This window comes from Spirillospora sp. NPDC048823 (assembly GCF_043198445.1).
Classification (GTDB): Bacteria; Actinomycetota; Actinomycetes; order Streptosporangiales; family Streptosporangiaceae; genus Spirillospora.
Genome location: NZ_JBICUT010000022.1, coordinates 31879 through 44056, shown reverse-complemented (window position 1 = coordinate 44056; position 12178 = coordinate 31879). Strand labels below are relative to the sequence as shown.

The 12178-nt window shown below is 70.8% G+C and carries 11 protein-coding genes; 5 read left to right on the top strand and 6 right to left on the bottom strand.

The features are described from left to right. Window positions 1-36: 36 nt before the first annotated feature. A complete protein-coding gene (locus ACGFK0_RS34570; protein ID WP_392912711.1) occupies window positions 37-975 on the bottom strand; it encodes an aldo/keto reductase in 939 nt (312 codons plus the stop codon). Window positions 976-1153: 178 nt separating this feature from the next. Between ACGFK0_RS34570 and ACGFK0_RS34565 the strand changes: the two genes are divergently transcribed. After that, entirely contained in the window at window positions 1154-1939 is a 786-nt protein-coding gene (locus ACGFK0_RS34565) for a hypothetical protein (protein ID WP_392912710.1), read from the top strand. Window positions 1940-1987: 48 nt separating this feature from the next. On the opposite strand, the gene ACGFK0_RS34560 is transcribed toward ACGFK0_RS34565, so the two are convergent. Both ACGFK0_RS34560 and ACGFK0_RS34555 read right to left on the bottom strand, forming a co-directional pair. Then, on the bottom strand, window positions 1988-2707 hold the full coding sequence (locus ACGFK0_RS34560) for a hypothetical protein (protein ID WP_392912709.1): 720 nt from the start codon (window positions 2705-2707) through the stop codon (window positions 1988-1990). Between the two features lie 1040 nt (window positions 2708-3747). Beyond that, window positions 3748-4698: a hypothetical protein gene (locus tag ACGFK0_RS34555; RefSeq protein WP_392912708.1), complete on the bottom strand. Its 951-nt coding sequence runs from the start codon at window positions 4696-4698 to the stop codon at window positions 3748-3750. A 322-nt stretch (window positions 4699-5020) separates the two neighbouring features. Between ACGFK0_RS34555 and ACGFK0_RS34550 the strand changes: the two genes are divergently transcribed. Beyond that, the gene (locus ACGFK0_RS34550) at window positions 5021-5233 is read left to right on the top strand and encodes a helix-turn-helix domain-containing protein (RefSeq protein WP_358468696.1); all 213 of its coding nucleotides are present in this window, start codon (window positions 5021-5023) and stop codon (window positions 5231-5233) included. 72 nt (window positions 5234-5305) lie between these two features. Here ACGFK0_RS34550 and ACGFK0_RS34545 read toward each other — a convergent pair whose 3' ends face one another. Then, the gene (locus ACGFK0_RS34545; RefSeq protein ID WP_392912707.1) at window positions 5306-6613 is read right to left on the bottom strand and encodes a DUF2786 domain-containing protein; all 1308 of its coding nucleotides are present in this window, start codon (window positions 6611-6613) and stop codon (window positions 5306-5308) included. A 159-nt stretch (window positions 6614-6772) separates the two neighbouring features. Further along, window positions 6773-7042, bottom strand: coding sequence for a hypothetical protein (locus ACGFK0_RS34540; protein WP_392912706.1), 270 nt, complete (start codon window positions 7040-7042; stop codon window positions 6773-6775). Between the two features lie 254 nt (window positions 7043-7296). Here ACGFK0_RS34540 and ACGFK0_RS34535 point away from each other — a divergent pair, with 254 nt between their 5' ends. Further along, window positions 7297-8805: a long-chain-fatty-acid--CoA ligase gene (locus ACGFK0_RS34535; protein ID WP_392912705.1), complete on the top strand. Its 1509-nt coding sequence runs from the start codon at window positions 7297-7299 to the stop codon at window positions 8803-8805. A gap of 59 nt (window positions 8806-8864) precedes the next feature. On the opposite strand, the gene ACGFK0_RS34530 is transcribed toward ACGFK0_RS34535, so the two are convergent. After that, the gene (locus ACGFK0_RS34530; RefSeq protein ID WP_392912704.1) at window positions 8865-9962 is read right to left on the bottom strand and encodes a winged helix DNA-binding domain-containing protein; all 1098 of its coding nucleotides are present in this window, start codon (window positions 9960-9962) and stop codon (window positions 8865-8867) included. A 265-nt stretch (window positions 9963-10227) separates the two neighbouring features. Between ACGFK0_RS34530 and ACGFK0_RS34525 the strand changes: the two genes are divergently transcribed. Together ACGFK0_RS34525 and ACGFK0_RS34520 are read left to right on the top strand one after the other, a co-directional pair. Further along, a complete protein-coding gene (locus ACGFK0_RS34525) occupies window positions 10228-10755 on the top strand; it encodes a hypothetical protein (RefSeq protein ID WP_392912703.1) in 528 nt (175 codons plus the stop codon). A gap of 722 nt (window positions 10756-11477) precedes the next feature. Next, entirely contained in the window at window positions 11478-12170 is a 693-nt protein-coding gene (locus tag ACGFK0_RS34520; protein WP_392912702.1) for a hypothetical protein, read from the top strand. Window positions 12171-12178: the final 8 nt, after the last annotated feature.

Here is a 12178-nt window from a genome sequence, read left to right as displayed (position 1 = left end):
TGCCACGGCCGGGCGTCCCGTCCGACCGGGAGCGCATCACGTCCAGGGAAGCGCACTCCGTTCGGCCCAGTAGCCGTCCGGCGGAACGCTCAAGCCGGACAGCACCTCCCATTCGTCCTCACTGAGGTCGACCTCCGTCACAGCCAGGTTGGCCTCCAGTTGCGCCGGACTGACCGCGCCCATGAGGACCGTGTCCGCCCAGGGCCGGCTGAGGGCGGCCGCAAGGGCCAGCGCGTCCGGCCGGACGCCCTTCTTGGACGCGAGGTCGAGTGCAGCCATGGGCGGCCGCACGGCGAGCCTCCCGTTGGCCAGTACCTCCTTGAGCAGCACATGCAGCCCGGCGTCACGCGCCTCCCGCAGAGCCTCCCCGGCGGAGGTCTCCAGGATGTTCCACGTCGACTGGACGGACCTGAAGAGCCGCTGTCCGGAGACCTCCAGTTCCATGGCCCGGCGGATCGTGCCGGCCTGCCGCGGGCCGGACGTGGAGAAGCCGACGCGAACGCCGCCGGCGGCCGCTTCCGCAAGGGCTTCCTGTAGCCGGACGTCCTGAAACAGAGGGCTCTCTTCGGTCAGCGAATGCACCTGATAGACCGAGAGAGCCCCGTCGAGGAGACCGAGCGTCTCCGCGTACTGGGCCCGGTAGCGGTCGAGACCATGCTCCTTGACCTCGTGCACGGGCGCATCGGTCTTCCAATCACCGACGTAGGTGTACCCCCACTTACTCGATACCGTCACCTCTTCGGGGGCGCGTGCGGTGAGCCAGCCGCCGAGGAACTCTTCCGACCGGCCGTACGACCGCGCCGCGTCGATCCAGCGGATTCCGGACGCATAGGCCGCGTCAAGCACGTCCCAGGTCGCCTGACGCATCTCCTCGACGCTCCGGCCGGACGGCAGTTCGTCCACCCTGCCCACGTTGATGTAAGCGGGCCGCCCCAGCGCGGCAAGCCCGATCCCCAGCCGCCGTATCGCGTTCATCCCTGCAGCCTTGCATGCCCTGCCTCACGTTTGACGAGCCCGACCGTCCGAAATGACCGATAGGTCCTGAAAGCTCCCTGCGGGTTTTCCACAGGATCGCATTCTGGTATGTGCCGCGCGGTCCGTCCGCGAGGCTTGTCGCGTCAACGTCCGATCGCGGAAAGAAAGGGGCACGGCAATGCCTGTCCAGATCACTCGCGGCCATTACGGGGCCCACCAGTTCGCCGGCCATCTCGGGCTCGCGCGGTGGCAGATGCGCGTCGGCCTGGAGCACGGAATCCTGCCCGGACCCGACCTCGACGGAGAACGGTGGTCGTCGAGGCTCGCCGAGGAGGCCAGGGGGCACGGCGCGCAGGTCATCGCCAGATTCGGAGACGAACCGCCGGTCGGATCCACCAGGGCCGCCGCGAGGCTGGCCGCGCGGGTGGGGCTCGACGTCGAGCGGCGGGACGTCGAGGTCCTGGTCGCCCAGGGCGACCTCAACGTCATCAGCAGTTTCCGCGGGCACCCGGTCTACCTCCTTCGCGACCTGGACCGGCTCGACCCGCGCGCCGTCCGGTCGGTCGTCTCCGCCCGGAAGGGCCCGCTGATGGACACCGTCGACCCGGGGGGAGCGGCGACGATCCTCGACTGGCCCCGCAAGACGTTCGACCGGATCGCCGGTGAACGCAAGCTCACCACGGACCGGCTCGGCCGGTACGCGCTCGCCGATGTCCAGGCCCTCGGAGCGGACGAAACCCTGGTACGGCTGATCGCAGAGGAGAAACGCGACATGGCCCTGACCAAGACGCGGCGCTCCGAGGCCAGGATCGAGGACGTCCTGCGCGGCTGGCTTCTGCGCTGCACCGCCTACCTGGACCGTGATTCCGACGCGCCGCCGGACTTCGCTCGCCTGAGCCGAGCGATCCGTGCGCTCATCGCCGTCAGGGCCGAGATCGCCATACAGGAACAGGCGCCGTCCTAGACCGGGGTTCCTCGGCTCCCGGGCCGGGGGAGGGCTGTGGAAGCGCGTCTATGGGCGGCGGATGGTGGAGCGGCGTCTGGACGGGGGTTTCCGGTCCCGGCTCTGACGGGCGAGGGCCGAGAGGAGGCGGTCGCGGGCCTCGGTGCGGGACATCGCCGGGAGGCGCTCAGGGAAGGAGGCGGCCATCGCGGGAGAGGCGTCGACCAGGCCCTCGTCGTCCACGGTGGCGTGGTCGCCCGTCCCGGCGCCGAGCAGGATCACGGAGACGCCACCGGGGTGGCGGTCGAGGAGGGCCTTGATCCGGTCGGTCTCTCCGTCGGGATCGGCCACCAGGAGGAGACGGCGTGCGTGCCTCACCCCCGTGCTCTCGCGGATGGCGAGTTCGGTCTCGAGATATGCCAGGGCGGCGTCGAGATTGCCGGGTATGAAGAGGCCGGCGGTGTCGTCGTCGAGGAGCTCGTCCTCGGCCAGGCCGAACAGACAGGTGGTATCGGGGCGCGGTATCACCACCAGAGAGTTCCCGCCGTGCTCGTCGAGGGCCGACAGGGCCAGTATCCGCGCCGTCGCGACCGCGCCAGGGCCGGTCAGGCCCAGGGCCGGAACCGCGAACGGGTCGAGTGCGGGCCGGTGATCGAGGGGGGCGGTCTGCGGTGGTGCCACGGGCCCGGACGTGGTGAACGGGGGGAGGCCGGCGACGGCGTAGAGGCGGTGCCGGAACGGGTAGCAGATCGCCGCCACGGTGGGGAGGAGCAGGCCGAGGAGCAACACAGGCTGCAGTGAGGGTGGACTCGACTCGAGATCCTCCGCCTCACGAGTGAGTGTCGTGCGTGCGGGGGCGGGGATGGGAGTCGGTTCCGTGGACGGCTCGGCGGACGACCTGGGGGAGCGTGCGGGAGTCGGCTCCGGGGACCCGGTGGGCGATGCCGTGATCTTCGGAGGTGCCGGTGGTGGAGGCGTTGTGGCGGGCGAGTCCGGCGCGGTGGGCCGCTGGCGGAGCAACTCCTCGAGCTGCCTGCGCGATGGGGGCCGGCGCGGGGGCCGGGGCGTGCGGTCGTATCGGTCTCCCCGGCGGTGGAACTCCCCACCGCGCCCGGACCTCCTGCGAGACCTCTCGTACATCGCCAGCCATGCCTCCCGGCACTTGTACGCGGTGTACCAGTCGCCGGTGGTCCTGGCGTGACGGCAGATGGGCGGTATGGACCAGCGCGGCTCCGGCTCGACACGGGTGACCGCGTCGGCAGGTGCGGCCATGCCGATGGAGAGGGCGCCGGCCATTGCGGTACAACCCAGCACCCCGCCGGTACAGCGGAGCAAGCCGCGGATCACGACGGCAAGTCTGGGATGTGCCAGGAAACGGTTCATCTTCGCCCCGGGGGATCGCGTCGGTCACCGTGAGAATGCCGATCGTAGTCACTTTGGCTACGGAGCGTTGAATATTGCCCACAGTCGATCTTGCGATCATCGCTGCTCTTCCGTCCCGCTGCGGGTTAAATGCGCGGCGAATCCTGAATTATCCGGATTCGTCGGTTCGTTGCCTGCGCCGCGGCCGGCCCGGCAATGCACCTTCCCTGATTTTCCTGGCGACACGTGGTTCGCGGCGAGACGGTCCGAAGACGCACGGGTGGTTTCACGCGAAGTCCGCAGTGGCTCAGGCGCGATTCACCGGACCTGATCAGCAGGCGCGGGTTGCGGCGTGGTGCCACAAGTCTCACTCGGCGTTATCGAGGGCTCTCGCCGGTTTCACCACCCTGGCCGCGGAGACGGGCTCGGAATTGTGCGGCTCGACTTCCTGCCGGTTCGACCGTGTTTCAGGCGGCGATGGGGAGTGGAGCGTCGGCGGGGACCTTCAGGACGTCGTACATGCCGATGGGGAGGGTGTCGCTGCAGAGCCAGTCGTTGACCGTGCCGCCGAAGTCCTCGGGTGGGCCGACGCTGAGGAGGCGCGGGGCCAGCGGGCGCAGGCGTACCTGGAACCGTGCCGGGTGCGGGCGGCGGGCAGAGCCCCAGAAGTCGTTGAAGTCGCCCTGGCCGAGGTGCGGGGTGGCCACGATCGTGCGGGTGCGGGCGGCGGGGCCGGTGGCAAGCCAGGACCAGTGGTCGGTCAGGAGGCGCCGGGCGGTGGTGCGCAGGACGTTGAGCGCCGCGAGGTCGTGCGGGCAGGCGACGTCGCTCATCTGGAGTTCGGGAAGGCCGAAGCGGCGGAGGCCGCGGGTGCGGAGACGCACGCAGGCGCAGCCGTTCACCCCCTCCGGGTCGAGGTCGGGCTCCGCGGCCGTGCAGCGGCCGTTGGAGCGGAATGGCGGCAGGACGTCGCCGAGCCACTGGTCGGCCAGCACGAAGTGCGTCCTCTCGGTGGTGCGCGTCAGGATGTGGCCCGTGATGAGGTCGGCCACGAGGCCGCCGGTGGCGTCCGCGATGGCGTAGGCGGCCGCGCGGGCGACCTGGACGCCGCGGGGCTGGTCGGTGACCGGTGCGAAGGCGGTGACGACGGCGAATTCCGTGGCGCCGTTGAAGGCTCGCGCGGCCGGCCCGTCCCCGGGGCCGGCCGCCTCGATCTGCCCGGGGTCCCAGCGCAGGCAGGCGAGGTCCTCCCGGGTGGCCTGCAACTGCGGGGAGCCGAGCCGTCCGGTGATGTGGGCGTGATAGGGGCCGGCCGGGCCTCGGCGGATCAGGCCTGCGAGGTCGCCGGGGATGCTCGTGGCCGCGACGGCGAAGCGAGAGGTCGTGGTGGACGGGACCGGAAACGTGATCGTGGCCATCGGAGGCCGCTCCTTCCGTGCCGGGACGGGACCTGGCAAGCATGCGGCGGCGTCCCGGCCGGAAGCAGTAGAACCCGATTCTGGGGATAACTCTCGATCACGCCGGTCCCCGGGGCGGGCGGGCCGACGCCCGCGATCTGGCGCACGCCGTCCTGCTGCGACACGCCGTTCACCACGGAAAAGACCAGCTTCGGCCGAATTCGCGGTGATTCGCGCGGCATCGACGGCGTAATCAGGGGGAATGTGTACGTTGGGGAGATCAACACTGCTGTGAGCTGCGGGGACGGGCCTCGTGGCGCAGCCTTGGAAACTGGAGGTCCCCGTGGCCCGAACACTGTCGAGGGGCACCCGCGTGACCGGTGCCGAACGCACACGACTCGCCGCAGAACTCGCCCCGCGGTACGCGGCCGGCGAGAGCATCCGGGACCTGGCGGCCGAGACCGGCCGGTCGTACGGGTTCATCTACAACGTCCTGAAGGAGGCGGGCGTGCCGCTCCGTGGCCGGGGCGGCAATACCCGGCGCAAGAAGGCCTGACCCGCTCCCGCGATCAGAAGGAATGCGTGCATGACCGGAAGTCCCCCTCGCCCCCCGGGGGGACCCCGCGCGCTAGGAACGGTGATACGCCCCGGTGACCTCGAGGCGCCCGTTCAGGCTGGCGAGGTCCGCGGCCGCCCGCCCGGCCACCCAGCCTTCATGGTTGGACACCGAACCCGCCCGACCCTTGGCGAGGTTCGGGAACATCGTGCCGACGGCTTCTCCGACGGCCTGGTCGCGCTGGGCCAGGACGGGAACCAGGGTGTTTCCGCCGGCGCTCGCGGCCGCCCTGTCAGCCGCCTCCCGCAGCCGCTCCCCGACACGGGCGGCGTAGGCGTTGAGGAAGGCGTGACGGAACGAACGCGTCCTTGACCGTCCCCGCGCATCGCGCCTGGGACCCTCGCGCACCATGGCGGACGTCGCCTGGACGAGCAGCGACGTGAACAGCATCTCCACCGCGGCCAGATCGGCCGGATAACCGACGATCGTGGAGAACCCCAGCTCCCGGTGCCACACGGCCCTGCAGCGGTTGGCGTCGGCCACCACCGTCAGCAGGACCGCCTTGGGTGAGTCGTAGGGGTTGTCCACCGCGACGCGGAGCCCGGCGGGGCCGCCGATCTCACCGGTCTCCGCCGCCAGCAGCGCATGGTCGATGCTGTGCCGCGCCATCAGTTCCTGTGCGCGCGCGCTCAGCGCCTCCGCCTCTTCAGGGAACTCGGTCGACTCCGCCTTGGCCAGAAGAGCCCTGACCCGGCCGAGCGTCCGCTGATCGACGTCCCGGATCCGCTCGCGCGACGCCGTCCCCGTCCCCGGGGACGGGCCTGTGGCGGGCGTGCCAGGGGGTGGACCCAGGTTCGGGAGCCTTGGCAGGGCTTCCAGAAGGTGGACGAGTTCGATGGCGCATGCGACGTACGCCGGGTGTCCGACCCCTTCGCGTTCGCACCAGGCGTCCGGATGCTCGTCATCGTCCTCCCACCACACCTCGGCGCCGAGGACGGCGAGTTGCTCGTACCACCCGTCGTCCACGGCGGTGCCGGCGTAGGCCCGCATCTCGCCCGCGATCGCGTCCGTGGCGAGGCGTGCGTGTCTGCTGGTGCGGCGGCGGGACGTGAACCGGACCACGTCGGCCGGTTGCCAGCCGCGCTCCCAGGCCGTGGTGATCCCCTGGTCCAGCCGTGCGGCCAGGCATCGGCGGACGGCGATCGGCCAGCCGGGAACGCCGGGGCGTCCGGTCAGCTCCGCCACGAGCCGCTGGAAGGCGGCGGCGTCCCCGCGGTGGAGGGACCGCACGGCCTCGGCGGCCAGTCCGCCGGCGTCATCGGTGAGGGGAGCCGCGGCCGCCGCATCCCGGGTCCGTGAACGCCGCCGCGCCTTCCGCACCGCCACTCCCGCCGTCCGAGGTCACATGGGTACGACGCATCCTGCCATCCGGTGGTGACGGACTCGCCTCATGCCCGCGGTTTCGGCCGGTGGAACCGAAAGGCCCCCGGCCGGGGGGCCGTGGGGGCGGGAGGGGCGGTGGTTCCGTTCGCGGCGGTCCTAGTCGCGGCGCTCCACGCCGCGCATCTCCTCGATGACGACGCTCTGGTAGGCGCGAGAGGTGTCGGGGACGTAGCTGAGCCGCGCGAGGGCCTTGCCGTGATGGTCCCTGATCTCGAAGTGGTAGCCCTCCGCGGCCTCGCCCACGTGGGCCGCGGCCTGGTCGTGCCGCAGGCGGCACATCGTGTCGACCTTCTCCAGCGCCACTTTCAGGCTCCCCGCGTCGCTGATGAGCCGCGCCGGCTCACTCGTCTCCCAGATCTCGAACATTGGTCGTGTCCTGTCGGCGGTCGGACGGAACGGGGCGGGGCATTCCAGACGTCGGAGACAGCTTGAACCCCTTTTGTGGATCTTTCAATCAGTGCAGGTATCGGATTGATCACTATTCGAAGTTGTGCACGCTCACAGCGTCATGTCCGCATGTGGTGGCGGATGGGTGCTTTCGTCGGCTGCGCCGGAATCGATAGGGTCGGCCGGACATAACCGAACGAGATTCGGAGGGGGTCGGAGTGGAGTACCGGGTCGTGTCCATCGTCCGTGACCACGCCCGCGAGCGGGGGACGGCGCCCGCCGTCACCGGGGACGGGCGGACCGTGAGCTACGCCGAGCTGGACGAGCGCTCCAGCCGGGTCGCGCAGGCCCTGCTGGCGGCGGGCCTCGGGCACGGTTCGCGGGTCGCCTACGTCGGCAAGAACGCGCCCGAGTTCTTCGACCTGCTGTTCGGCGCCGCGAAGATCGGCGCGGTGACGGCCCCGGTCAACTGGCGGCTGACGCCCGCCGAGATCGCCGCGGTCCTCGCGGACGCGCAGGCGCCGGTGACGGTGGTGGACGCGGAGTTCGCCTCCCTCGCATCCGGGTTTCCCGGACGCGTCGTCCTCACCGGCGCGGACCACGAGGCGTGGCTCGCGGCGCATCCCGCCGACGACCCCGGCTTCGCCGGGACCCCGGACGACGTCGTCGTGCAGCTCTACACCTCCGGCACGACCGGGGTCCCGAAGGGCGTCCAGCTGACCAACGCCAACTTCGAGGTGGGGGAGCGGATGGCCCGCCGGTGGCGGCTGGACGGCTCGTCGGTCAGCCTCGTCCCGATGCCGCTGTTCCACATCGGCGGCTCCGGCTGGGCCCTGGCGGGGCTGTTCGCCGGGTGCCGGCAGGTCCTCGTCCGCGACATCGACCCGGCCGCGCTGGTCGGCACGCTCGAGCGGGAGCGGATCACCAACGCGTTCATCGTCCCGGCCGTGCTGCAGTTCATGTGCCAGGTCCCCGGCGCCGCCGGACGCGACTATTCGGCGCTGCGGGCGATCACCTACGGCGCGTCGCCGATCACCTCGGAGGTGCTGCGCCGGGCGCTCGACACGTTCAGGGCGCCGCTCTTCCAGCTGTACGGGATGACGGAGACGACCGGCGCGATCATCCAGCTCGAACCCGAGGACCATGATCCGGAGGGGCCGCGCGCCCATCTGATGCGCTCGGCCGGGCGCCCGTACGACTGGGTCGAGGTGAAGATCGTCGAGCCGGGCGGGGACGTGGAGCGGCCGGCGGGCGAGGTCGGCGAGGTGCTGACCAGGTCGACGCAGAACACGCCGGGCTACTGGAACCGTCCCGAGGAGACCGAACGGCTCCTCGCCGGGGACGGCTGGCTCCGCACGGGCGACGCCGGCTACGTCGACGCCGACGGCTACCTGTTCCTCACCGACCGGATCAAGGACATGATCGTCACGGGTGCGGAGAACGTGTATCCGATCGAGGTCGAGGAGGTCCTCGCCGCCCATCCGGCGATCGCCGACGTCGCGGTCATCGGCGTCCCGGACGAGCGCTGGGGCGAGACCGTCAAGGCCGTCGTGGTGCTCGCCCCGGGCGCCGCGGCTGCGGAGGACGAGGTGCTCGCCTACGCCCGCGACCGCCTGGCCGGGTTCAAGCGCCCCCGTTCGGTCGACTTCGTGGACGCCCTGCCCCGCAATCCCAGCGGCAAGATCCTCAAGAAGGACCTGCGCGCGCCCTACTGGGAAGGCCTGGGCCGGACCATCGCCTGAGCGACCGCATGAGGAGGTCCCCACGAGGCGGTCCCCACGAGGCGGTCCGCATGAGGCGGTCAGTCGTCGGTGACGGTGACGACCGTCTCCTTCGCGTCCGGTTCGATGAAGCGCAGGAGCGACTCGCCTTCGGCGGTCAGCTCGTCGATGGCCGCCTGGGGGAGCGGCTCGAAGGGACGCAACCGCAGTGTCGCGACCCGGCGCTTGTACTCCGTCTCCCAGATGCCGTGCGCGAAGCCGTCCCAGAGGAAGACGGCGCGGACGCGGAGGTTCTTGGTCGTGAGCGACGGCCGGTGCGCGTCGGCGATGATGCGCCTGCGGTCGGCATGCGCCAGGACGAGGCTGTCGAACTCGGGCAGGAAGCGCGCCGGCGCCGGAACGTTCTCGCCGGGGCGCGGAGCGTCGGGCAGGTCGAACAGTTCCCTTCCCCTGTCGTCGGTGAAGACGCGGAGGCCGGGACGCAGGCGCTCCAGTGCCCCACCGGTCGACGGGAGCCCCGACCAGGTCTGCGCGTCGGCGGCGGACGCGGGCCCGTAGGCCGCCAGGTAGCGAAGCATCAGTTCGTCTGCCGCGGGCTCCGCCGCCAGGGCGGCGCCCAGCCAGTCATCGGCCGGTGTGAACCGCGACGTACGCGAGTAGCCCCACCTGTCCTCGGTCGGAACCATGACCAGCGGCACGCAGAGCCGGACGGCGTACCCCAGGGCCCTGTCGTTGACGTCCGGAAACCGCTCCTGCAGAAGGGCGCGGACCTCGTTGAACGTCCGGGGCTCCGCTTCGAGAAGCGCACGCGCCGCCGGGACGACCTTGGTCAGATCCATTCCCTTGGCGCGGTCGCCCAGTACGCGGAGGGCGCCGTCCAGCATCGGCTGCATCGCCGTACGGAACGCCGTGTAGTCCGCACCGGACATCAGGTGCAGTGTGGCGCGCATCATCGTGGCGCGGACGAGTGACCGGTCGTGCAGAGCGCTGCTCAGGTCGGACGCCTGGAAGCCGTCCAGCCGCGTCCACAGTCCCAGGAACGGCGGTTTGGGCTCCTGCGCCTGCATGCCGAACAGCCGCTCCACGGCCTCGGTGACGGGGATCGGCTCCCGCGTGAGCAGGAGCTGCCGTGCCAGCGTTGCGCGGTTCAGGGCCCGGACGCTCAGGGTGTCTGTCATCCGACCAGAATGCCCGTCACCCACTCCGGGGCGCAGGCCCGCGGCCCGTGCCCCGACGCGGATACGGCGGACGAAGCGAATCCTCGCACGTCAAGCCGCTCTGGATGCCCTGGAGGCCCGGCCAGGAGAGAACGGGAACGATCGACGGACACAAGGGTTACGGGGTGAATCTTCCTAAAATGCACGTGCATCAGCTCTTGCACCTGCACGCCATCCCTAGCAGGATGAGCCCGGACCCCCGCACGTGAACTCCCCGGAGATCGCGATGAACGCACACTTGAGCGACAGTGACCGACAGGCGCTGCGGCTTGCCCATGATCTCCGTGAGGAGATGCGGGCGGCGCTTCCGCAGCTGCCGGCCGCCCCTTCTGTCTCCCCGTTCGTCGACCAGGCCGGGATGCCCAGCGTCCTGCTGCGAATGGACGCCGACACCGCCCGCGCGCTGATGGCCCTGCTGGCCGAGCGCCGTGTGGAGCGGGCCGGGCCCCCGTCGGGGGAGCAGCGCCGGATCGACGGCTCCCACGTGCCGGGCCCGCCGTCGGCCCAGGCCGTTCCGGCGGCCCAGGGGCCCGTGGTGGCCGCGACGTTCGGAGGCCCCGCCTACGGAGACCCCGCCTACGGAGACCCCGCCTACGGTGAGCCCCCCTATGGGGAGCCCGCGTACGGTGGGCCCGCCTATGGTGAGCCCGCTTACGGCGAGCCGCCGTTCGTCCAGCAGCAGCCGGGAGGGCCGGTCTTCACCGGCGGGACCGGACCGACGCCCCTCGTGCCATCGGTCTACCCCACGTACTGACCCGGCCCCTCCGCGCCGCCCGCCGTGCGGGAACCCAGGTCCGGACGGTGCGGACCCCGTCGGTCGTGCGCCCCTCCTTCGCCTCTCCTTCGCCCGTCCGGCGCGCCTCCGGCGTCCGTCCGGCAGGAGGCCCGGGAACATATCCGGGCCCGCAAACGCTGAACACCACAACCAGGTAAGAGCCATCCGAGCATAAAGATCTTTTTGCCCGTCGCCGGTGCATGGTCATCGGCCGGGAGGTCCGACAGGAAGGGCGCTCCGGAGTAGTCCCGGAGAAGAAGATCTACCTGGCCAAAGGTAAAGAAATCGCCTGTTTGGCGAAACTACGGTTATTGCGGATATAGTCAACGCCAGGTCAGGGTCAAGAAACCGTTGACCCCGGCTGATCACAAAGCCGTCGCCTCCCGCCCGCCAGGCGGGATCCATGCGCCGAAACCACGGCCGCACCATGCACCGGCCGTTCACCGTGCTGGGCCTATGAGCCCCCGGTCGGCGTTCATCCCCGCTCAATAAAGCCCGCGTCACACGCATGTCCGAGAAACGGTCGTGCGCCCGTTGAGCGCGAGCGCGGTCCGCCATGCCCGCGGGCCGTTGTCTGCGGGGTCCTTCTCGCGGCGGCATCTCCCGAGTCCCGAGTCTCGGAGCCGTTCCCCCCTGCCCGGATTCCGGCGTACGCCGCCCGGCGCGGAACGGCAGCCCTGTACCCCGAACGAAGGAAATTCATGCAGCAGCGAGCGATCAATGCCGTCCTGACCGGCGTCACCGGTACCGCCCTCGCGGGCATGCTCGTGGCCGGTGTCGCCGCCGTCAGTGCCGACACCGCTCCCGGCGAGCAGCAGTTCCTGACGCAGGAGGCCGTGGCCGCGCAGCAGCACGCCGTGGGCGCGCAGCAGCCCAAGGCCGGCAAGGACACCACCGCCGAGAAGCGCGAGACCGAGAAGAAGACCTCCGCGGGCGCCACCGAGAAGCGCGAGGCGGCGAAGTCCGAGTCCTCCGACTCCAAGCGCGAGGAGAAGAAGCCCAAGGCTCTGCTCAGCGGTACGACCACCGCGTCCTACTTCTGGGACGACGGCTCCGGCGTCCGCGGCGACACCGGCGCGCCCGCGAGCGGGAAGCCGATGCAGAAGGGCATGTTCGCCAGCCCGAGCTGGCCCATGCTCACCAAGGTCAAGGTCTCCTACAACGGCCGCAGCGTGACCGGCTTCGTCGGCGACCGCGGGCCCGGCGAGCCCTCGCACCGGGGGATCATGCTCGACCTCGACACCCACACCTTCCGTTACCTGCTGGACGGCGGCAAGCCCGAGAGCAACTATGTCTCCGGTGGCGGCCAAGGACACCTGAAGGGCCTCAAGTGGGAAGTCCTCGACTGGGGCAAGGGCCCCGGGAAGGGCAAGCCGCAGCCTTTCGGCTCCTGACATGAGGC

Excerpts from the sequence above, each read along its gene's own strand:
- ACGFK0_RS34570 (WP_392912711.1), bottom strand. The coding sequence starts at position 975 with ATGAACGCGATACGGCGGCTGGGGATCGGGCTTGCCGCGCTGGGGCGG.
- ACGFK0_RS34565 (WP_392912710.1), top strand. The coding sequence starts at position 1,154 with ATGCCTGTCCAGATCACTCGCGGCCATTACGGGGCCCACCAGTTCGCC.
- ACGFK0_RS34555 (WP_392912708.1), bottom strand. The coding sequence starts at position 4,698 with ATGGCCACGATCACGTTTCCGGTCCCGTCCACCACGACCTCTCGCTTC.
- ACGFK0_RS34540 (WP_392912706.1), bottom strand. The coding sequence starts at position 7,042 with ATGTTCGAGATCTGGGAGACGAGTGAGCCGGCGCGGCTCATCAGCGAC.
- ACGFK0_RS34530 (WP_392912704.1), bottom strand. The coding sequence starts at position 9,962 with ATGACAGACACCCTGAGCGTCCGGGCCCTGAACCGCGCAACGCTGGCA.
- ACGFK0_RS34525 (WP_392912703.1), top strand. The coding sequence starts at position 10,228 with ATGAACGCACACTTGAGCGACAGTGACCGACAGGCGCTGCGGCTTGCC.
- ACGFK0_RS34520 (WP_392912702.1), top strand. The coding sequence starts at position 11,478 with ATGCAGCAGCGAGCGATCAATGCCGTCCTGACCGGCGTCACCGGTACC.